The organism is Candidatus Methanoperedens sp. BLZ2, assembly GCF_002487355.1.
Lineage (GTDB): Archaea > Halobacteriota > Methanosarcinia > Methanosarcinales > Methanoperedenaceae > Methanoperedens.
Genome location: NZ_NTMG01000085.1, coordinates 137,886 through 159,672 on the forward strand (window position 1 = coordinate 137,886; position 21,787 = coordinate 159,672).

The following is a 21,787-nucleotide window of genomic DNA, read 5'->3' on the forward strand; positions in this document are numbered from 1 at the left end:
CCATACACATCAAAAGCAGTTGGAATCCTAGAGTCTCCCTCTGTAAGTTATATATTTCTGTAAACTTCAACCGCTGAACATTCCCTGCAGCCATTCGGCAATTTCCATATCGGCTTAACTAATTCAACAGGAAACGAAGGTTTAAATGCGCCTTTACGGCCACAATCGAGATTTTCACACTCAAATGGTTCAGTCAATTTTCCATTTTGTGGAACATATGTTTTTTCTCCACATCTTTTACACTCGAAAAAAACCAATTCTTTCCTCAATTAAGGAGGATTCATCAGAACTGGGCTGAACTATTTTCAATGAGCCATTTATTGCGACTTCTGGAGGCCCCCTGAACTTTTCTCGCAGATAGGGGACATTCCTTTGTACAATTTTGATGTGACCCGCTCCTTTCTCCATCTCTAAAAGTTGATCACTGGCGCAAGTATAGTAGGTTCCATCCTTTGATTTTTCATATGTGAATGGCAGTTCATGATTTATTGTTTCGATCGTGAAGGAAGTTTTAAAATGTTCCTTCTCATCGTCATCAAATTCCATCCTATTCACCCCGAACACAAGTATTATATATTTCAACAACTATATTGAAATTCATATATTTTGACCGTTGCGGTTTTCTGGCGAATTCCGCACTTTCTTTTTTCATCATTTCTGTGTTGCCCCAAAGTAACTTCTCAAAGCAACTACTACAGCCCTCTCAAGAACAGGGAACAGAGGAAGCAGCGTATCATCTGTACTAATCAGAGATTCAATTTTCGCAATCTGGTCGGGCGTCAGTTTCAACATTGGTGACACCCGTCCGAAAGGATTAAGGTACCTGAGATGTAATACATCATACCCAGTCATCTCTGTGTATTTTGGCTGTGGCCGCGCCGGTTTTCTGCTTGGCCGCGTCTACCGGCGTTATGGTCATCTTTTTTCCATCAACTGATACCATGACCTCATCCCCTGCTTTCAAAGGATTCTGCGAATCTTTTCTTACATCACTAGGAATGTATATGTGGATGCCCGTGGCGCCGAACTTCTGAATTTTAGTTTTTGCTTCCTTCATTAGGGGTATATAGTAGCAAAAAGTATATAAAAAGAACCTTACTGATGTATTATTTTAGTATAATTTGGATTTTTATAGGTTATATTTGAAATCACGAACATATAAACGCCTGAAATATTACACATGTAATATTACATCCGTAATAATAGAGTGGAAAACAATGCTATAGATGCCGTTTTTTTATTATAGTATTTTAGGTACCAGATTACCAGTAAAAAAAAAGATGTTTTTATTGAGCGAACTTCATTTCTTTGCAGCTTTCATTATGGCTTCAGCGAATAATTTCTGAAATTCCGGATCTCCCTGCATCGTCATGAGGATTTCGGGGATAAGCTTTGTCTTTTCATCAACTTGTTTTGCAACATTCTTATCTAGGATAAGCCCGCAGATCGCACAATATTTCGCGTCAATTGGGTTGTCGGTAGCACATCTAGGACACTTCCCGGGTTTCAAGGTCTTAAACAGAAGTTCTCCATCATCCCTAATCAATCCATTCTTGGCGAGGAGCTTCCTATCAACATCGCCCCCTGCAAGATGAACATAAACTGCTGGCATACCGCTCTCTTTTTCCCAACCGGCGAGGATCCGCAGCTCAGACTCAAAAAATCCCTGTTTCACGAATAAGGTAAGTCTCCCATGTCTGAGCGCGTGAGGATGTACGTTCTTATCAAGGCTAGCCAATTTACCCGCTGTCTTGAGCATGTTCTGGACTGTGCGCTGGTCCATCCTACATTCTTCCATTACTTTACTCTCCTTATGATTATATCGTCTCTCAGTAACAAAAAGTGGCGCATCGTTTTTATTTTTTATTGGATGCTGGTTAAGCCAAAGTCGAACATCTGGGAGAGAATCGATCAGCCTTACCTTCCGCATGCCGGTCTTGCCATCTACTATCATGGTGGCTCCATGTTCATCAGTTTGGATGTGATTGACATTCCGACTCAATACCTCATTCAATCTACATCCTGAGTCCCACAGGAGCATGATAATCGCCCTATCCCGCTGGCTCTTGCATACCGAAATCAATTTCTTGACGTCTTCTGGTGTTATTAGTTGCTCTACAGGTAAATAGTTCTTAGGCTGCTTGACTTTAATATCATCAAAGAAATCGTTCCCCGGTTTTAACCAATCAAAGAATTTCCGCAAGGCTATAATATCATTGTTTACCGTCCTCTGCTTGTTGTTATTGCGCCTGTAGATAATATAGTCCCGAATATCCTGCCTGGTTAATTCATTACCACGCTTGAAGCCAAAATGTTTTAGTGCAGCATAGATCTTCCACAAATAACCATCTATCGTCAGCCTTCCTAGTTGGTTTAATTCAAGGGTTGTCTGATATTGTTTCAAGATCTCAGCATTTTTTCCTGGAAATATGGGTGGATGTTGCATGCAATATCCAAATTAATTTATACACTTATAAATCTTGCGTCATAAATTACGCAGGATTTAGGGTCCTGTCTCGCAGGAGTTCATGGGTTCGAATCCCATCCTCCGCATACTACATCAGGGATTATATACAGAAAGCTATTCATTGCCGCATTGTAAATTCAGTTAGATAGTTGGTGTTGTAATAATACCATTTGGGACGGGGAGGTCTCTACTCATATGATAGATATCATTTTTACCCGGCTGGTCACCGGGTGTGGTGACCTTTATCCTTGGTTTTGGCAACTGGGCGAACTGTTCAAGGGGCATAGAGATTGATAGAAATGTCATAAAAGGCGATGAGCGGAGGGGCAGGAGTATTCATGCCAATGCAGCCATGCTTCTTGATCCGTACCTGAAAAACACATGCTTGTCTGATCTTGCAGGCGGAAGCGCTGTGTTCTATGATACGAAAGTGAAGTTGGAGAAAGTCTGAGATTTTACGAGGTCCTCAATAATTTATAGTATGCTGTCCCTGTGCAGGGTTTACAATAAATTTCATTTCCTTTTCTTTCTATCAGGCTTTCAGGGACCAGCTCGCGGCATTCTTTGCATGTTACTATCCCGGATTTCTCGAAATTCTGACCTTTATTTATCTCAACATCCTGAATAAGAAAATGTTTTTCATCCATATCCACTAATTGCATTCCAAGCTCCTCCTCCTCTTCATGGGAGAGTTTCCCAAGCCGCATCATCCATTTATTCATCAGCGTTGAGTGCTTATTCGCTTCATCCTTAAGCGCAACGCGCACACCTTTTTTCGTCCTGGCATCTCCAAGAGTAAGAGCTAGCTTTCCATAATCTTCAACAAAAGCGCTCCCATGTCCAAGTGTGCAGCCGGTCGCAGCCTGCATGGCATCTGCAAGGCATCGAGCTGTTTCGGATATACCGATGAGATATTTATCCCCCTTTTTAGTCTTCATTCGAACAAGTGCAAGTTCACTCATTCTTAATCCAAGCGCAATGCCTGGCGCCAGATGGCCGTGAAGGTCTATTGCAAGATTTACGATTTTTTTATCCATGTATCTCCTAACTGAATAGATGGACTTCAACTAATTCGCCTTTTTCCATGTTCCTATCTGTTACTACATATCCATCCACTATGGTAGACCTGGGTGATGCTGAGATGATCGCAGTCTCGTATTCCTTCTCAAACAGTTTCATACCCGAACTCTTATATCCCATAGTGTTTGCCACGTCCTGTGCTATTTTCACGAACAGAATGTAACTAAAACCTTCTTCCTGGAGCAATATATCCTCATTTATCGTTAGTTTGCAAGTTGCTCTTGGTATTTTTGTGAAATAACTTCTTACCACCATTTCAAGGGCTGCAAAAGCGCCTGTGGGCTTGCCCGGAAGGCTGAATACAGGAGTGTCATTTATTATTCCTACCGCGATCGGCTTGCCGGGCCGTATAGCAACCCTGTGGAATATGATTTCACCGGTTTTTGCAATGATATCTGCAACATAATCGCGCTCCCCGACTGAAACGCCGCCTGTGGTGAAAACAATATCATTGTTATCTGTCGCCTTCAACAGCATGTTCTTTGTTTTATCGTAGTCATCGGGCACCGTGCCAATAAACGTGGATTCGCAGCCCAGTTCCTTCATGAAGCCCTGTATCAATACTGCGTTGGTATTTTTTATCATTCCGTTATGGATCTCCGTACCTGTGGAAATTATGCCTGTTCTAACCTTTCTGAATACCGGAACTTTTTCGATACCAAGGCTATATAAAAGCGCGGCGCTCTGGGGCATTATACGGTGATTTTTCTCAAATATCTTATCTCCTGTTCTGTAATCCGAGCCAGCACGGAACACATTTTCCCATTTTTTTAATCTCTTACCGAAAAGTTGGTCTTTTTTAACCTCTGAATCCTCTATCTTCAGCACAGCGTCTGCGCCCTGCGGGAGTAATGCACCTGTTGCTATTGCCACAGCTTCGCCCTGATTGAACTTTGCCATGCGATCACCCGCATATACACTGCCTGATATTATCAGGGGATACGCATCATCGCAACGAACAGCAAATCCGTCCATTGCAGCTATATCGAATTCAGGAGACATTGAATCTGCAAAAATAGTTTCACTGAGTTCTCTGCTTATGGAGTCATTAAGATCGACCAGTTCAGATCCACGCCTGAAATAATATTTATTCTTTAACTCGTTTATTTTTTCAAGCGCTTCTTTAAGTGATATTGGCGGTTTCATATTTTGCACATAATCTGTTTGAGGTTATTTTTATAATATGGCTCTCCACCTGAGAATTTTACTTTCTTAACTCCAAATTCAGTTGCCGCCGTTACAATTTTAACAATAGTGTCAAGAGAGCGCAGACTCGTTATAACACGGCCACAAGAATCCATAAGCATATTATTCATGAATATTCGTTTTCCAATTAGAGCAAATTTAATTTATCTATCCGCTTATTAAAATAGGTATAGATGTAGTTGTATAAAATCATTTTTCTAAAGAAAAATTCTATTAACAGCAATTATTTGCAATAAAAATTCTAATTTCCAACCCATGTCGATATCCCTAAGCACCTGCTGAAACTACATATCGTCCCGAATATCCTCTTTACGAAAGCAAAATTAATATTTTTTCTATTGCCACTATGCTCAAGCCAGGCGAAATAATATCTATCAGATTCCTGACCGTCAAAGGTGTGCTTTTCTTCACAACCTGACATAAATATGTGTGAAGTCCACGTAAAGTTGATTGAAAAACGAGTTGAGACTAGGAAAAAACTAAGAGGTATAATTGATGAAAAACAAAATGGTATTCTTGATGCTCTTCATCATCTCTGTACTTGTGGCAGGATGTATTGGAGACAGCACGGAGAATTCGAAACAGCAAACAGAACTATCTGGTGTTCTGAAGCTTGACGGATCAACAACCGTCTATCCGATAGCAAAAACTGCCTCGGAAGAATTTATGAAACTCCACCCGGCGGTAACAATTGACGTCCAGCAAAGCTCAACAGGTGAAGGGCTTGTAAAATTCCTGGCAGGCGAAACTGATATTTCGGATGCCACTCGTGCTCCCAAGGATAATGAGTATGCTGAAGCGAAACAGAAAGGGATGAAGCTTCATATGATCGTTATATCCAACGATGCCGTAGGCGTAATCGTACATCCGAGCAACCCGCTTTCTGACCTTACCACGGCACAGCTAAAAGCCATCTACTTTGATGGGACAGTAACCGACTGGAGCCAGATCACAAATGGCACAAAGAAGGGCAAGATAAAAATATATAATACCGACCCCAAGATATCAGGAACGGCTGAGCTCTTTAACACTAAGATCGCCGGTTCTGCTGATAAACAATATGTCGCAGGTACCACAATAATACACCCCACTCCTTTGATGATACCCACTATAAGGGATGATCCTGACGGTATCGCATATACCCCTGTGAACTGGATCAATAGCGATGTCAAGGTCGTCAAAGTCAATGGTGTAGCTCCGACACAGCAAACGATCCTGGATACATCATACTTGCTATCAAGAAAGATGTATATGATAACCGACGGGGCACCCGTAGGACTTGAAAGAGAGTTCATAAGCTTTATTCTGAGCGAAAAAGGACAGAACATTGTCCAGAAAGAAGGATTCATTCCCGTGACGTGAGGCGATAAACAATGAAAATAATGTATAAGCTGATGAGTGGATTTATACTGCTTGTCCTGATATTCGCAATAGCAGGAGCAACAGTCATATCAAACCTGGATGTAATCAAGGCTGTTAATTCAGATGTTGGAAGCGACTTTTCGATCAACCAGTATGCTACCAATTATGAAAGGGGAGCCACAAAAGTTCAGGTTGGAACGTTTCTATACGCCCAGGACAGCCAGGCAATGGGCAAGCAACTGATCGATGAAGGAAAAGAGGCCATGGCGCAAAATAGGGACAATCTGAAAAATATCCTGAAAGATGACGCGACAAGAAACGAGCTGAATGAACTGGAAAGAATAGAAGTCTTGGCTTTGGCGGCATCAGACCAGGTAGTTGCCAGGGTGAAAAATCCGGATAAAGACGCAAGTATACAGGAAAAACATCTTAAACAGGATATGCATTTCCTGGAAGCAAGAGTAGATGCGCTGAACCTCAAGCTAGGGACTTTCGTGGACAAGACCCAGGAAGACATGTCGTTATCCCTCAAAGTGGCACAGGAAAGCGGAGATAAAACCACAACTATAACGATCTATGCTATAGCGATTTCGTTATTGATAGCTCTTGTTGTTTCATTCGTAGCAGCAAAGATGATAACAGACCCGGTGAAAAATCTTACCAGCGTTGCTAACAAGGTCAGTAAAGGAGACATGACAGAGAAAGTAGAAGTGTCTTCTTCAGATGAGATCGGAGACCTGGCAGATTCCTTCAGGCGCATGATAAATGCCTTTAAGGTGATGGAAGCAATGAGCAAAGAGGATAATACTCCTCCCAGAGGGTGATTAAGAATGGCAATAAATGATCAAATTGTTAAGATACTGGCTGAGGATATGGGTCCGTCAGCATCTCCTTTTCTGGAGCGGCAGTGCAAATTCCACCTTAATAAAGATCCCGGAGCTTTGACAGCTTCAGATATGGAGGAATTGGCAAAATGGGTATATACGGGTGCAAAGCTGACTATTGGAGAAGGAATAGCTGACAAGTTGAAAACAAAGATTCTGGCTGTTAAATAATCTAATGTAATCAAAGGCTCTCCTGAATAGAAATATCAGGGGAACCTTAACTTTTTTTAATTACTTCTTACATTGAACAATTTATATTTTTTTTAATATAGAGTTTTTTTCTTTTTTAATATAAAGCTTCCAATACCTTTTAATTATAAGGATGGATAAAGTAAGATTGAAATCTAAATGAGTTTGTATGCATCCTGAAAAAAACGTGGTTCCATTATTGATTATCTTATTTGTAATTACAAGCGGATGTTTGAGCAATGAAGCCACAAAAGTAAATCTCTCGAACAGAAGCAATGACTTTGATAGCAGTTCAGATTCAGAGAGCCTGAGAATCGCAGTATCTGCAATCATCTCGCCCGATGAAACTCTGATTTATTATCAGGATATGTTCGATTATCTGTCTTTGAAAATGGGTGTTCCGGTTAAGCTTGTCCAGCGGAAGACTTATCAGGAAGTAAACGACCTCGTTCGGAAAAATAGCGTGGATGCTGCTTTTGTATGCAGTCTTGCATATATAGATGGCAAAGACCAGTTCGGCATGGAAATCCTTGCAGTACCCATAGTGCGAGGAGAACCTCGCTATTATTCATATATAATAGTGCCGGATGACAGTAGCATCAAATCTCTTGAAGGATTGAAAGGAAAGACATTTGCCTACACTGACCCTCTCTCCAATTCAGGGAAGCTATCGCCAGAGTATATGATAGCGCAGTTGGGTGAGAACCCGGAAACTTTTTTCAAGCTTACATTTTTCACTTACAGTCACGACAAATCCATTCAGGCTGTAGCTGAAAAGATGGTTGATGGTGCTGCTGTGGATAGTCTGGTCTGGGATTTCAAAAATGCAACTGACCCGGGATTTACTTCAAGAACTAAAATAATAAGTAAGTCTCCTCCATATGGCATTCCTCCTCTGGTGGTCTCAAAAGACATTGACCCAACTTTGAAAGGGAAATTGGGCAAAATTCTTCTTCAAATGCATGAGGACGAAAAGGGAATAGAGATACTGGATCGCATCATGATAGACCGGTTCTCAGAAGCTAATGATAGTCTCTATAATTCTGTAAGAGAGATGAAAAAGGTAGTCAGCGATGCTAAAAGAAAAGATACTTAAAATAAATGATTTCATTGGTGGGGGACTGGTAAGGAAATTTGTTATCTGGATAGTTTTCATCATAATGCTTCTCGGAGTCATGACAACTATTTTTGTACAGGTTAGCCTCAACAAGACATTGACAGAAGAGCTTCATGAGAGAGGACAGGTCATATCAAGGAATATGGCAACAAGCATTGTAGAATCCATATTGATCGAGGATACAATATATGTCCATAGGCTTGTTGAAAATACTAAAAAAATAGAAAAAGATGTTAAATATATTTATATAACTGATGCGAGGGGCAAAGTGCTGGCGCATACCTTTGAGGGCGGTTTTCCGGTCGAACTTCTCACTGTTCAGAAATATTTGGAAAATAGTTCCCATCTTCTCGATACGGGTGATGGCATTGTCATTGATTTTACTGCCCCAATTCTGGACGGCAGGGCAGGTTTTGTCCATATCGGCATGGATGAAACATCCATGCACGAAAAGATAAAACAGACAAGCAGTGCAATAATTACAATCACTCTTCTTGTAGGGACTCTGGGTGTTTTAATGGCATATATCGCTGGAAATTATTTGACAAGACCGATACGCTCTCTGGTAAAAGGAACCGAAGAAATAGGCAGGGGGAATCTTGGATATCAAATAAAGACTGACTCAACAGATGAGATAAATATTCTTTCAAATGCATTCAACAAGATGTCATATAATCTGAATACCGGCATAAACGAACTGCGTGAATCAGAAGAAAGATATAGAAGATTCGTTGACAGTATAAGTGATGCTGTCATATTGATAGATTCACAAAAAAAGATACTTTCCTGGAATAGCGGAGCTCAAAAGATATTTGGCTACTGTTTAGAGGAAGTTGCAGGCAGTAAGATTAATATATTGTTTTATTCGATGAATGAAGCTGATAATTTGGAAATACCAGATGGTGAGAATGTTTTCAAGAGAAAAGACGGCTCGAATTTCCCCGGTCTTATAAGTAATAAACCATTGCAGGATAGTCGCAATGCTGGTAATGTTCTGGTTATCAAAGATATTAAAGAACAGAAGGAGATAGCAAATCTTGAGAAATTGCTCATGCGGTCTGAAAAGCTTTTTACATTAGGTAAATTGGCTGCAGGAGTTGCTCATGAGATAAACAATCCTCTGACCGCTATATCCCTTCACACCCAGATAATGCTAAGGAAAACGTGGGATGAAAAAACTGACAGCAGGCTCAAAATCATAAATAAGGAAACTAATAGAGCGGCGGGTATTGTGAAGAGACTGCTTGAATTTGCGCACCAGTCAGAGCCCAAAATAGGTTCGGTAGACATAAATAGCGAGATTGATATTGTGCTAAATGTCCTCGAACCTCAATTAAATAGTACGAAGATAACTACTGACCTTATGCCTCTTCCACTTATAATGGCTGATGGTGAACAGATCCAACAGGTAATCATGAATATGCTGACAAATTCAATACAGTCCATAACAACAGACGGAGAAATAATTATTAAAACAGCAGCAAAAAATGATCACATCGAGATTAGCATAATAGATAATGGTTGTGGCATTTCACAGGATAACATTGGTAGAGTATTTGATCCCTTTTTTACGACTAAAAAGTCAGGTGAAGGAACAGGACTTGGACTCTCGATCTGCTATGGGGTCATTAAAAAGCACAATGGTTTAATCGATGTTAAAAGTAGAGTTGGAACTGGAACAACGTTTACAATAAGATTACCGATTTGATGTTATGAAGAATATCTTGATAATTGAGGATGAAAAAGAAATCCGGGAAGGGCTGGTAGAGCTGCTGGAAGATGCAGGTTTCCTGGTGGATTCTGCCGAGAATGGCCGACAAGGGCTTGAAAAAATCGGGAAAAAAGATTTTGATATCGTTGTGACAGATCTCATCATGCCTGTTGTTGGTGGTATGGAAGTATTGCGGGAAGTAAAACGTATAAAACCTCAGATCCGTGTGGTCCTTATCACCGCTTTTGCAACTATTGATAATGCGGTTGAAGCCATGAAAGCAGGTGCATCAGATTACATCACAAAGCCATTCAGAATAGATGAAGTCCAGACAAAAATACGAAAGGTTCTTGCAGAGGCAGAATTTGACAAGCCTCAAATCTTCGATTCCGATCTGATCAAGGCAATCTCAAATCAAACAAGAAAGGATGCAGTAAAACTTCTTTATAAGGCAGGCAGGCTTAAGTTTACAGAGATCCAGCGCAGGCTTGGTATTGAAGATGCTACCAAGTTAAACTTTCATATGAGAGTAATGAGGGAACATAAAATAATAGAGCAGGACAGGGAGAAATTTTATACGCTGACACCTGCAGGAAAGAAGTTGTTTGAAGCTTTAAGAAGTGCTGAACTTTGAATTTTCTCCAGGTAAAAGTCATTGACTGGAATTTTTCTTCCTGTAAAATCAATTAATTAGAAATTTTTTTCTAAAAAATCTTTTATATTTATATTGCTTTACATAATCAATAATTAGCTTTGGATCGGACATAAAAATGATATGATAGGAACTCAAGAAATGGTAATTTTATTTTTTGTGATTCTCTTGCTTTTCGGGGCAAGCAAGCTACCTGAGCTGGCGCGCTCCATGGGAAAAGCAACAGGTGAATTCAAGAAAGCTAGGATAGAATCTGAAAAAGAAATAAAGAAAATCGATTTAATAATAAAATAATTGGAATAATTATAAAAAGGAGACTTATAATGGTATTGGATGTAAAATTGAACCGGAGAAATTTTTTAAAAATAGCTGGTGTAGCAGGTGCTGCAACCTTTGGGCTTGGTTTTGGCGAACCTATTATCAAAGCACTTGCCCAGGGCACTGATGCGGCCAGAGATGAAAAATGGGTCTCAAGCGTATGTATCCAGTGTCCTGCAGGTTGCGGGACAAAAGTAAGAGTGGTCAATGGGAAAGCTGTGAAGATCGAAGGGAATCCTGACCATCCTTACAGCAATGGCAAGCTCTGTCCAAAAGGGTATGCTGGACTTCAATTGCTTTATGATGTTGATAGAATAAAATCCCCCATGAAAAGGACGAATCCTAATAAAGGTCAGAACGAGGATCCAAAGTTCATGGAAGTCTCATGGGATGAGGCGCTCAATGACATAGCCGCACGATTGAATCAGACAAGAAATGAAGGAAAATCACATACTGTCGCTTTCCTCAGCGGTAGGAACCAGGGAAGAGCTGGCTCAGTATGGACAACTTTCACGAAGCTCTATGGTACCCCAAATAACATTGGTCATAGCTCGATATGCGCAGATGCAAGTAAAAAAGCAAGGCTATGCATGGATGGAACGGATGATTACTGTGCTTATGACTGGGATAACTGTAATTACGTGCTCAACTTTGGAGGTGCCACCCTCGAAGCCTGGAGACCTACAAACCTGATGCTTCAGAAATGGGCGCACATGCGAAGAGGAAGACCTGTCAGGGCAAAGCAGGTCATGGTAGACACGAGATTCTCAACAACGGCTATTAAGGCGGATGAATGGCTGCCTGTAAAACCTGGCACAGACGGTGCACTGGCTATGGGGATCTCACAGGTCATTCTCACTGAAGGATTATGGGATAGAAGCTTTGTAGGTGATTTCAAGACACCAGGACGAAAGTTCATCTCCGGAGAAACAGTGGCAAATGATGACTTTGAAGAAAAATGGACTTTGGGGCTTATAGATTATTGGAACAATGTACTTATCAATTTTACACCGGCAAAAGCAGGTGAGATTACAGGCATCCCCGCTGAGCAAATAATCAGGATAGCAAAGGAATTCGCAACCGCAAAACCTTCCATAGCAGCAGGTGAAAGAGGCGCAGGCGCCCACACCAATGGTACTTACAATCATATGGTGATACACGGTCTTAACGCACTTGTCGGAAGCATGTTCGCTCAAGGTGGGGTAATGTACCAGATGGGTGTTCCCTATGCAAGTTCTTCTTTGAAGGACGACGATTATTTGGATGATATCGCCAAGAAGGTCGCTGCAGATTTCAAAGCTCATACTCTTGAGAGAATAGATGAAGCAAAGAGCGATGAATGGCCGCTTGCCAGCAATGTATACCAGAATGTACCGGATAATCACGCAAAGGGGGATCCCTATAAACTGAGTATGATGTTCACCTATTATACTAATCCTTTATTCTCGAATCCAAATCCCCAGCGGGCGTGGGAAGGCTTTAAAGATGTTTTCATGGTCGAGACCTCAAGTTATTTGAGCGAAACAGCGCTTTATGCGGATTATATACTGCCGGATGCTTATTACATTGAGAGAAAGCAGGATATGGCAGTATATGCAAGTTCAGGTTATCCTGTTACTGGATTTAGAGAGCAGGCAGTGAAACCAATATATGACAATCGGGATTCAATAGATGTAATAATAGACCTGGGTAAGAGAATGGGTGGAAAAATGGGAGAGTATTTTACCCTGCTTGGCAACCATGAAAACATGCTGCGTGAAATAGCGAAAGGCTTTGAAAAAACCCCGGGAGATAATGGAGTTAACGGCTTTGATTCATGGGCTGAAAAAGGAGCATGGTATAAGAAACCTTACATATATCGCTTCTCGAATGGAAACTTCTATGAATGGGACGGCGCCGGATACAATAAGGAGATGAAAAAGGCCGAAGAAGAAAAGGAAGAAATGAAGGATGGGAAAAAGGTCAAAACAACAACTGTTAAGGACCCGGTAAAGGACAAACTCCTGAAAACAAAATCTGGCAAGTTCGAGTTTAGAAGTTCAAAGCTTGAGGGATTTACAGATAAGCAAAAAGAAATACTAAAGAGCGAGTTGAAATCTCCTGAACTTTATGCGTACCCCCATTACGAAGAACCGCATTTTGCAGGAAAAGAAGAAGGATTCCCTCTTCATATGAGTTCGCCTAAAATGATAAACCATGCAGAAGGCAGGGGTGCAAACGCACAGTGGCTGCAAGAAAGGTTCGGGGTAGTGATCGGGAAAGCATGGACAAGCTGGGTAGAACTTAACCCTGACAAAGCCGAAGAACTTGGGATCAAGAACGGGGACGAAGTCTGGGTTGAATCCCCGATAGGTAAGATCAAGGTAATGGCTGTGATAAATCCGGGAAATCCTCCATGGTTGGTTGTTTTCCCGTTCGAGCATGGGCACTGGAACTATGGAAAATATGCTAAAGGACTGGGCGCTAACCCCAACGAGATAATAGCAAACCTCTCAGCTGTGATCTCGGCGCAGAGCGCTACCAATGCAACAATGGTCAAAGTTTACAGGGCGTGAAATTATGGTAAGATATGGAATGGTCATTGATCTTGATAGATGCGTTGGATGTGCTGCATGCGCTGTAGCCTGCAAAGCAGAGAACAGTGTAACATCAAGCACTCCTGAAGATTACAAAAATAGAAGGCTGATGGAGTGGAACCGTGTTGTCACGGTCTTTAAAGGAAAGTTTCCTAATGTGAGTGCAAGCATCATGCCTCTTATCTGTAACCATTGCGAACATCCTCCCTGTGTTAAGGTGTGCCCTGTGGATGCCACATATAAGAGAGAAGATGGTCTTGTGCTGCAAAGATATGAGCGCTGCATAGGATGTAAATATTGTATGGTAGCATGTCCTTACCAGCAGAGGTTCTTTAATTTCTATGATCAGAAAAAGAAATATGTGGAGAGGTTCGAAAAGGAAGCAGAGGAGCTCAAAAAAGAAAACAAGAATGTTCCGATAACTTATTTGGAAATCCCGTATCACAATCCAGATGTACCTTCCAGGATATCAGGCATAGTGGAGAAATGCACTTTCTGCCGCCACAGGATTGATAAAGCGATAGCTGAAGGGAAAAAAATCGGCTCACCCGATGGCGTTGAACCCGCATGTACCCAGGCGTGCCCTGCAAAGACAAGGACTTTCGGTGATCTGGATGACCCGGATAGCGAAGTCTCCAGGCTGCTTCGCAGCAGAAGGAATTACCAGCTTCGGGCTGACCTTGGTACGGAACCACAGGTCTATTATCTGGATTAGGAGGCAAAAACATGGAATACACAAAAATTAATGGAAAATCTACCGGGTCTTACGTTTTGATCGGGATCCTGGCAATAATGGTGGCTGTAGGTTTATACGAATTTATCCAGGGTATGATCCAGGGCCATGAAAGTTTCGGCACAAGCAACATTGTTCCCTGGGGCCTGCCTATAACATCGGTAATATTTTTCATAGGAGCAAGTGCAGGCGCTCTTATGCTCTCATCCCTGACCTATGTTTTCGGGAAGGAAGAATACAAGCCTGTCTCAAGAGTATCCATATTCCTTGCAATCCTCCTTATAATCGGAGCCCTGACAACCATATTAGGGGAACTTGGTCGCCCGGATAGGTTCATGAATCTATTCCTGTATGGGCCAGGTAACCTTTCATCGATGTTCGCGGTAAATTCTTTCTTATATACGGGATATATTATTCTCTCAATTGTATATCTCTGGACTACATTTAGAGACGATCTATTGAAAATCACAAAGCTCCTCGGAGCCATGGCAGCAACTCTTGCGATATTCGTACACACAGGTACCGGCGCAATATTTGGTTTCATAGTAGCTAAAGAACTCTGGTTCTCGCCGCTTCTTCCAATACTTTTCATTGTTGCAGCCCTGACATCCGGAGTAGCGTTGCTCATATTGATCCTCACAGTTACTTTCAAGTTGATAGGGTATAAGATGGATGAGAAACTCGTTGTAGGGTTGGGAAAATATCTAACAGCTTTTCTGTTGTTACAGTTGTTCCTTGTATTCATTGAAAACATAGTACGCACTTATGGGGGAATGGGTGGAGGTGAGATGTCAAAATTCCTGTTCGAAGGCCCTTACAGTTTCGTGTTCTGGGGGATACAGATAATCTTCGGAACAGTGTTACCAATAATCATCCTCTCTTCAAAGAAGACAATGATCAAGGTGCAGATAGCATCCCTTCTAGCAGTTATTGGCGTGTTTGCAGAAAGGTTCAGCCTTGTGATTCCAGGTCAATCAGTACCTTCCCAGCAGGTGGTTGGAAGAACTATGATGGGATTATACGGTGAACCTGCCGTATATTCAATTTCAGGAGCAGAGGTCGCTATTATCCTCGGGGTAGTTGGTGCAATAGGAATAGCATATATTATAGGGTTGAGGTTTATTAAACTCCTCCCCTCTCAACCTTAATTATGGAGAAAGAATATTATAAAATATTAAGTCTTATCTTTCATAAACCTGACAGGGAATTCACTTTATATTTGAGGGATGGCTTTATTGAGGATGTTAAGTTCCTTGATGAAGCCGCTATTAGTGGTTTTTCCACTTTTTTAAAGGAAAACAGGGAAAAGGATGATGAGAAATTCTATGAAATGCTTGCTGTAGAGTACACAAGGCTTTTTACAACTGCAATACCGCAAGTTCCATGCCCCCCTTATGAATCAATGTACAGGGAAGATGTCATAATGGGACATTCCACATTATCTGTGCTTGATTTTTACAACAAGGCCGGATTGAATGTAATTGAAAAATTCCACGATCTTCCGGATCATGTGGCAGTTGAACTGGAATTCCTGTATTATCTCACAGAAAATGGGTTCAACGCCCAGCATGATTCTTTTATGAAGGAACATTTCTCAAAATGGGTCCCTATATTCTGTGAAGATGTTAAACAGAATGACATGATCGGCTTTTACGGGCATGCTGCCGGGATATTAAAAGATTTTATTAATGTTGAAAATATGAACAAAGAGTAGAGGTGAGATAAATGAATGGTGAAAACAAAACATTGCTTGTGCTTGCCGCAGTAGTGATAGGCATAATTTTGGGAATATTCCTTGAGCAAAAAATATCTGGAGAAATAAACGTTGTATCTTCTGATGTCAAGAAACTTGAGACATCAGTAAAAGAAATTGACTCCTCAATAAAAGCAATTGATTCATCTGTAAAGGATGTAAAAACATCTCTGGCAGAAAAAGATAAAGTTTCGTTCATCAGGGATATGCAGGAGATCGGTCGCAGAATGCTCTCCCTTGATTATGCAGGAAAGTTTGCAAGATGGGATACTGCAAAAATTGAAATAGATGAATTGGATAAAACGCTGCAAGATGCTGCTATCCTTGATTCCCAAAGGGCTTCTTCTCTTACTGATTTCCGCAATACTTATATTCCGAAATTAAAAGATGCAGCTTCCAAAAAGGATGCTAAGAGTTTTGAAAATGTATGGGCTGAAACATATAATGCCTGCATTGGCTGCCATAAGGGAGCTGGCTCGCCTCCATCAGCTATCGAGACATTAAGGGAAATTAGTTCTGAGGTTGATCAATTGAGCGGGTGAAAAAAATTTTAAATTTTTATTTAATTTATTCAAAAGCGCAGAGTTTCGCAATTCTAAACGCAAGGGCAAGTATGTCCTCCCTTCCAATTCCAACATTTTTGTCGATAACTGCTACAACTTCACACCCTCGTTTGAATACCTCAATGTCCTCTTCACTGTCTACGGCTATAAATAGTGAAGCTTTGTACTTAAACCCATCTTCCGTACCCTTAATCTCAATAATTTCCTATATACATATAAACCGTCGATGCATAATTTTATATTATTAAGTAAATTGTAGTGTAACAGTTACAATATGCGCAGTAAAAATTATGTTAGCAAAACCCTTATACTATTGTAATAAATTACAATAGTAATTATGGTAAAAGAATTCATACGCGAAATCAAAGATTGTATACTCCACATTGACTAATATTCGAGATGCAAATGCTGATTATTTACAATCAAAAGTGTAAGTCCTAAAATGATTTGTAATAACCGACTTTAGGATGGCTGAGCCTGTTATAACGGCCTACGACCTTCAATGACTCTGATCAGTATCATAATGATGGCAATGACCAACAATATATTGATTAAAGCACCAACTGAACCGAGCGACCCCAAGAGCCATAAAATCAATAGGATCACAATTAATGTTTCTACTAAATCCATTATCTAACCTCCACATAGATATTATTTGAAATGAATGTTTATAATCCTTTCGCTGTTTTTGGCTCTCAATTATCTCAATTAGACATTAATCTATTTTTTCTTCCCGCAACTGGAAACATCATGCCAGTATACTTATACGTGAGCATTTGAAATGCCCTGGTTCCTGTGCTTTTCTCCTTGTGCTCAACATAGAAGTTGAACTCCATTCCATTCCGACTCTTTTTCGTTAGTAAGGGCACGCATTGGAGCAATATATATAATCTTTCATATCATTTACTTTTAAAAGCATGGGGTCGTTTTCGCTGTTCATTGCTTATTTACATCCTTTAAGAACGAATTTTGAAAATCATTCGTTTATATACGAATAAAAGAAACAAAGGCAATATAACTTTGGGTATCTTTTCACCCTACTGCAATATTTGAAACATAGATTTAAATGGTTTTGGCAAGATAGTTTGAATAAGAATTATTAGGAGGAGTGTATTATGATAGAGTATCCCGAGAATTATTTGACATTTCAGGAAATGTTCCCTGAACTAATTCAGGCTCATGAGCATGCAGGTACCCTTGCCAGAAATGTGGGCCCAATTGATGTAAAGACCGGACATCTAATACAGCTTGCAGCATGCGTTGCTTTGCGGTCAGAGGGTGGTGCCCATTCGCATGCAAGAAGGGCAATTGCAGCAGGGGCATCCAGTGAAGAGATTTATCATACGATTGCTCTCCTGGTCGATACTGTCGGCTTCTCAACAGCAGCTGCAGCATTTTCCTGGATGAATGATATAATCGGAACAAATCTTTGAAACAAGCCAGGAGATTGGTTATTTGTATATGATATTTTGTTTGGAATTCAGCATTCGGAGATACTGAAGCAAGCGAAAGGATTATATGTACTTAATACAAATATTCTATATTAAGGAGGTTAGTTATGAAAAAGACATTGATTATTGGATTGTTAGTGGTGTTTGTGTTAATAAGCGGGTGTACTTCAACGACTACGGTAACACCCGCATCGACAACACCTGGACCAACAACTCCAGCACAGACATCCACCGAACAACAGGTAAATATTAAAGACTTTAATTTCGTTCCTGCTACTGCAGAAGTCCCGGTGGGAACAACCGTGACATGGATTAATGATGATAATGTTCCACACACAGTAACTTCAGTATCAGGCTCATTCGATTCAGGAAGTATCGATGCGGGTAAAACATACAGTTACAAATTTAATCAAGCCGGAACATTTGAGTATAGCTGTACAATCCATCCAACCATGCCGCGCGGAAAAGTAATCGTGAGATAATCGTGAGAGTTTAAATCATCACTTATAAATTAAGAAACTGGTGAATATTATGAAAAGCAGCACAAAAGATCAGGTAAAAGGCAAGGCTCACAAAATAAAGGGTGAAATCAAGGAAACTGCAGGACAGCTCCTCGATGATCCTGAAATGGAAGCCGAAGGAACAGCAGAAAAAATTGTAGGCAAACTTCAAGAAAAGACCGGTCAGATCAAGAAGGTATTTGGAAAATAGAACATTTTCCATCGAGGAAACAGTAGGGGGAGGAAGCCTCTTAATTATAGTGATTCCTCATACTTTTCTTTAAATTTTTCACATTTATTCTTTTCTGGTTCATTTTACGTTCTGCAAGACTTCAAGCTTTGATTTTATTATTAAACAACAATCTGCATTAAAAAGTTTCATTATTTTAACCAAAAGAAACATAAAAGATAGAGATAATTAAAGTATTATAATTATTGCATAAATTCAAAAAACCCCAGGAGAATTAAATTGGAAGACGTTTTGATAAAAATCAAAGGCATGATGTGCGGGCACTGCGAAAAAACGGTCAGTGAAGCAGCAAAGAGCGTTAAAGGCGTCACAAAAGCTTCATCGGATTATAAAAAGGGACAGGTTTTGGTTTCGTATGATACTTCTATTACTGATCTTGAAGCCATAAAAAAGGCGATAATAGCATCCGGGTATGAGGTCATTGATGAAGAAGAAGCATGCCCTGTACCTGTTAAGCAGGCACAGGCTGTCACTTTACCACCTGTGAAAAATGAAGTTAAATCCGGCGGAATACAAAAAATCACTTTGAAACTTACAGGAATGACATGCGCATCATGTGCCCAGAATATCGAGAAAGTTCTTAATAAAATAGACGGGGTAAAAAAAGCAACAGTCAATTTCTCGGTTGAAAAAGCAACGATCGAGTATGATCCGGGAAAGGTGAACCCGGCAGCTTTTGAAACCGCTATTAAAGGCATCGGATACGGGGTTGCAAAGCAGGAGATCACGTTAAAAATAGGCGGGATGCACTGCGCTTCATGCGCTCTTAATATAGAAACCGCCCTTAAGAAAACAAACGGGATAACCTCGGCAGATGTGAGTTTTCCTCTTGAACAGGCAAAGATCAATTATGATCCCGAATTAGTCTCAATCCCGGAAATAAAAAAAGCCATTGAAAATGTAGGTTATACAGCATCTGAAAAAATTGATAAGACAGAGGCTGACAGGGAGCAAAGAGCAAGAGAGTCAGAGATAAAAAGACAGAAGATCAATTTCATAATCGCTCTGGTTCTTGCAATTCCCATTTCACTTGGAGATATGGGACGAAACCTTGGCTGGGGTTTTGTTCCTGACATACTGAAAAATGATTATCTGCTATTTATTCTCGCCACCATCGTAATGCTGTTCCCTGGACGTCAGTTCTTCGAGGGTACATACAGAGGTCTAAAACACGGGGTCACCGATATGAACCTGCTGATCGCAACAGGGACGGGGGCTGCGTATATCATTAGCGTCGCAGCAACTTTCCTTGACCTTGGTGAGGCATACAAACATACCTATTACGATACTGCTGCGCTTCTTATCATGTTCATAGTGCTTGGGCGATACCTTGAGGCGCTAACCAAAGGAAAAACTTCCGAGGCAATAAGGAAGCTGATGGGTCTACGTGCAAAGACAGCCCGAATTTCTGTGAACGGTGAAGAAAAAGAGATCCCTGTGGAAAATGTCATGGTCAATGATGTGGTGATCGTAAGACCGGGAGAGAAAATACCTGTGGATGGCAGGGTCATAGAGGGTCTTACTGCAATTGATGAATCAATGCTGACAGGTGAGAGCATACCTGTTGAGAAAACGGTAGGCTCAGAAGTTATCGGTGCCACCATGAACAAGACCGGGATGATAAAATTCACGGCCACAAAAGTTGGAGCAGATACAGCGCTTGCCCAGATAATCAGATTAGTGGAAAACGCCCAGACCCAGAAAGCACCGATCCAGAAACTTGCTGATATTGTTGCAGGGCATTTCATTCTTGCAGTCCATGTGCTTGCGCTTCTAACGTTCTTTTTCTGGTTCTTTATCGGATTTGAATATTTCAATGTCCCGGCCACATTCGGGATGGGAATGACCTCACCTTTTCTCTTCTCGCTATTGATCTCCATAACAGTCCTGATCATCTCATGCCCATGCGCTGTGGGGCTTGCTACGCCTACTGCCATAATGGTAGGCACTGGAAAAGGAGCCGAGAACGGTATTCTTATAAAGGGTGGTGAGGCGCTTGAGCGTGCGCAGAAACTTGATACTATTGTATTTGATAAGACAGGGACGCTTACAAAAGGTGAGCCTTCACTTACCGATGTAATAGCTATTAAAGGAACAGAGGCTGAAATCCTGAAACTTGCTGCTATTGCGGAAAAAGGCTCGGAGCATCCGCTTGGTGAAGCTATTTTGAAAGGCGCAAAAGAACGTGGTATTGAAATCCCTGATGCAGAGAGCTTTAAGGCAATTCCGGGAAGAGGAATAGAAGTAAAATCCGGTGGAAAGCGGGTCCTTGTTGGCACGCGAAAACTGATGACTGAGAACAATATGGATATCGCACCCCTGAATAGCAGGATGGAAGAACTCGAAACCCAGGGGAAAACTGCCATGCTTGTGTCATCTGATAATGAAATTGTGGGAATGATCGCTGTTGCGGATACACTGAAAGAGCATTCAAAAGAAGCAGTGAGTGAACTTCATAAGATGGGATTTACGGTCGCCATGATCACAGGAGATAACAGGCGTACTGCTGATGCTATCGCAAAACAGGTAGGTATCGATATTGTATTATCAGAAGTGCTGCCTGAGGAAAAAGCATCCCAGATCAAGAAACTCCAGGCCGAAGGTAAAAAAGTGGCGATGGTCGGCGATGGCATTAATGACGCGCCAGCTCTCATGCAGTCTGATGTTGGTATCGCTATCGGAAGCGGTACAGATGTTGCGATCGAGTCAGCACAAATTGTCCTGATAAAGAGTGATGTGCGTGATGTGGCAAAAGCGATACGCTTAAGCAAGCTAACATTGAAAAAGATAAAGCAGAACCTGTTCTGGGCTTTCTTCTATAACATTGTGGGAATACCCATAGCTGCAGGAATTCTCTATCCGTTCACGAATCCGCCGTTTTTGCTCAATCCCGCACTTGCAGCAGCAGCAATGGCTACAAGCTCTGTTTCCGTGACAATGAACACTCTTTTGATGAAGAGGATAAAACTTTAAAG

25 protein-coding genes are annotated in these 21,787 nt (G+C 41.1%); 17 read left to right on the forward strand and 8 right to left on the reverse strand.

Annotation, left to right across the window (positions count from 1 at the left end):
- Window positions 1–237 precede the first annotated feature (237 nt).
- From CL181_RS19370 to CL181_RS19385, 4 genes are all read right to left on the reverse strand, one after another.
- A complete protein-coding gene (locus CL181_RS19370; RefSeq protein ID WP_097300971.1) occupies window positions 238–546 on the reverse strand; it encodes a hypothetical protein in 309 nt (102 codons plus the stop codon).
- A gap of 105 nt (window positions 547–651) precedes the next feature.
- A complete protein-coding gene (locus CL181_RS20750; RefSeq protein ID WP_176505349.1) occupies window positions 652–792 on the reverse strand; it encodes a hypothetical protein in 141 nt (46 codons plus the stop codon).
- 46 nt (window positions 793–838) lie between these two features.
- Complete coding sequence (locus CL181_RS19380; protein WP_097300974.1) at window positions 839–1,057, reverse strand: AbrB/MazE/SpoVT family DNA-binding domain-containing protein; 219 nt, start codon at window positions 1,055–1,057, stop codon at window positions 839–841.
- Window positions 1,058–1,300: 243 nt separating this feature from the next.
- A complete protein-coding gene (locus tag CL181_RS19385) occupies window positions 1,301–2,446 on the reverse strand; it encodes a site-specific integrase (RefSeq protein ID WP_097300975.1) in 1,146 nt (381 codons plus the stop codon).
- 253 nt (window positions 2,447–2,699) lie between these two features.
- Between CL181_RS19385 and CL181_RS19390 the strand changes: the two genes are divergently transcribed.
- Window positions 2,700–2,918 (forward strand): hypothetical protein, encoded by a 219-nt coding sequence (locus CL181_RS19390; RefSeq protein WP_097300977.1) that lies wholly within the window; start codon window positions 2,700–2,702, stop codon window positions 2,916–2,918.
- 4 nt (window positions 2,919–2,922) lie between these two features.
- Here CL181_RS19390 and CL181_RS19395 read toward each other — a convergent pair whose 3' ends face one another.
- From CL181_RS19395 to CL181_RS20755, 3 genes are read right to left on the reverse strand one after another with little or no spacing between them, the layout of a single operon-like run.
- The gene (locus CL181_RS19395; RefSeq protein WP_097300979.1) at window positions 2,923–3,504 is read right to left on the reverse strand and encodes an FmdE family protein; all 582 of its coding nucleotides are present in this window, start codon (window positions 3,502–3,504) and stop codon (window positions 2,923–2,925) included.
- 7 nt (window positions 3,505–3,511) lie between these two features.
- On the reverse strand, window positions 3,512–4,693 hold the full coding sequence (locus CL181_RS19400) for a molybdopterin molybdotransferase MoeA (RefSeq protein ID WP_097300980.1): 1,182 nt from the start codon (window positions 4,691–4,693) through the stop codon (window positions 3,512–3,514).
- Window positions 4,690–4,863: a hypothetical protein gene (locus CL181_RS20755; protein ID WP_176505351.1), complete on the reverse strand. Its 174-nt coding sequence runs from the start codon at window positions 4,861–4,863 to the stop codon at window positions 4,690–4,692. Before CL181_RS20755 ends, CL181_RS19400 begins: the two co-directional genes overlap by 4 nt.
- Before the next feature lie 385 nt (window positions 4,864–5,248).
- On the opposite strand from CL181_RS20755, the gene CL181_RS19405 reads away from it, so the two are divergent.
- The 12 genes from CL181_RS19405 to CL181_RS19460 all read left to right on the forward strand — a co-directional run bounded on the left by CL181_RS19405 (window position 5,249) and on the right by CL181_RS19460 (window position 16,590).
- On the forward strand, window positions 5,249–6,115 hold the full coding sequence (locus CL181_RS19405; protein ID WP_097300982.1) for a PstS family phosphate ABC transporter substrate-binding protein: 867 nt from the start codon (window positions 5,249–5,251) through the stop codon (window positions 6,113–6,115).
- 11 nt (window positions 6,116–6,126) lie between these two features.
- Complete coding sequence (locus CL181_RS19410) at window positions 6,127–6,939, forward strand: HAMP domain-containing protein (RefSeq protein ID WP_097300984.1); 813 nt, start codon at window positions 6,127–6,129, stop codon at window positions 6,937–6,939.
- 6 nt (window positions 6,940–6,945) lie between these two features.
- The gene (locus CL181_RS19415) at window positions 6,946–7,170 is read left to right on the forward strand and encodes a hypothetical protein (RefSeq protein WP_097300986.1); all 225 of its coding nucleotides are present in this window, start codon (window positions 6,946–6,948) and stop codon (window positions 7,168–7,170) included.
- A gap of 187 nt (window positions 7,171–7,357) precedes the next feature.
- Window positions 7,358–8,284, forward strand: a complete 927-nt coding sequence (phnD, locus tag CL181_RS19420; protein ID WP_097300987.1) for a phosphate/phosphite/phosphonate ABC transporter substrate-binding protein — start codon at window positions 7,358–7,360, stop codon at window positions 8,282–8,284.
- Window positions 8,262–10,013 carry an ATP-binding protein gene (locus tag CL181_RS19425; protein ID WP_097300989.1) on the forward strand — a complete coding sequence of 584 codons (1,752 nt, stop codon included), beginning with the start codon at window positions 8,262–8,264 and terminating at the stop codon, window positions 10,011–10,013. The genes phnD and CL181_RS19425 overlap by 23 nt, the downstream gene beginning before the upstream one ends.
- A 4-nt stretch (window positions 10,014–10,017) precedes the next feature.
- A complete protein-coding gene (locus CL181_RS19430; protein WP_097300991.1) occupies window positions 10,018–10,650 on the forward strand; it encodes a response regulator in 633 nt (210 codons plus the stop codon).
- A 141-nt stretch (window positions 10,651–10,791) separates the two neighbouring features.
- Entirely contained in the window at window positions 10,792–10,962 is a 171-nt protein-coding gene (locus tag CL181_RS19435) for a twin-arginine translocase TatA/TatE family subunit (protein WP_097300992.1), read from the forward strand.
- Between the two features lie 29 nt (window positions 10,963–10,991).
- The gene (locus CL181_RS19440; RefSeq protein WP_097300993.1) at window positions 10,992–13,541 is read left to right on the forward strand and encodes a molybdopterin-dependent oxidoreductase; all 2,550 of its coding nucleotides are present in this window, start codon (window positions 10,992–10,994) and stop codon (window positions 13,539–13,541) included.
- Window positions 13,510–14,277, forward strand: a complete 768-nt coding sequence (locus CL181_RS19445) for a 4Fe-4S dicluster domain-containing protein (protein ID WP_217993224.1) — start codon at window positions 13,510–13,512, stop codon at window positions 14,275–14,277. The genes CL181_RS19440 and CL181_RS19445 overlap by 32 nt, the downstream gene beginning before the upstream one ends.
- Window positions 14,278–14,288: 11 nt before the next feature.
- A complete protein-coding gene (nrfD, locus tag CL181_RS19450) occupies window positions 14,289–15,443 on the forward strand; it encodes an NrfD/PsrC family molybdoenzyme membrane anchor subunit (RefSeq protein ID WP_097300994.1) in 1,155 nt (384 codons plus the stop codon).
- A gap of 2 nt (window positions 15,444–15,445) precedes the next feature.
- On the forward strand, window positions 15,446–16,009 hold the full coding sequence (locus CL181_RS19455) for a molecular chaperone (RefSeq protein ID WP_097300995.1): 564 nt from the start codon (window positions 15,446–15,448) through the stop codon (window positions 16,007–16,009).
- A gap of 11 nt (window positions 16,010–16,020) precedes the next feature.
- On the forward strand, window positions 16,021–16,590 hold the full coding sequence (locus CL181_RS19460; RefSeq protein WP_097300996.1) for a hypothetical protein: 570 nt from the start codon (window positions 16,021–16,023) through the stop codon (window positions 16,588–16,590).
- 501 nt (window positions 16,591–17,091) lie between these two features.
- Here the strand turns inward: CL181_RS19460 and CL181_RS21620 are convergent.
- Window positions 17,092–17,241, reverse strand: coding sequence for a lmo0937 family membrane protein (locus CL181_RS21620; protein ID WP_141398983.1), 150 nt, complete (start codon window positions 17,239–17,241; stop codon window positions 17,092–17,094).
- A 485-nt stretch (window positions 17,242–17,726) separates the two neighbouring features.
- Between CL181_RS21620 and CL181_RS19465 the strand changes: the two genes are divergently transcribed.
- From CL181_RS19465 to CL181_RS19480, 4 genes are all read left to right on the forward strand, one after another.
- A complete protein-coding gene (locus tag CL181_RS19465; protein ID WP_097300997.1) occupies window positions 17,727–18,044 on the forward strand; it encodes a carboxymuconolactone decarboxylase family protein in 318 nt (105 codons plus the stop codon).
- A gap of 125 nt (window positions 18,045–18,169) precedes the next feature.
- Window positions 18,170–18,544, forward strand: a complete 375-nt coding sequence (locus tag CL181_RS19470; RefSeq protein ID WP_097300998.1) for a cupredoxin family copper-binding protein — start codon at window positions 18,170–18,172, stop codon at window positions 18,542–18,544.
- 49 nt (window positions 18,545–18,593) lie between these two features.
- Window positions 18,594–18,773, forward strand: a complete 180-nt coding sequence (locus CL181_RS19475) for a CsbD family protein (RefSeq protein ID WP_097300999.1) — start codon at window positions 18,594–18,596, stop codon at window positions 18,771–18,773.
- Between the two features lie 258 nt (window positions 18,774–19,031).
- Window positions 19,032–21,785 (forward strand): heavy metal translocating P-type ATPase, encoded by a 2,754-nt coding sequence (locus CL181_RS19480; protein ID WP_255251648.1) that lies wholly within the window; start codon window positions 19,032–19,034, stop codon window positions 21,783–21,785.
- Window positions 21,786–21,787: the final 2 nt, after the last annotated feature.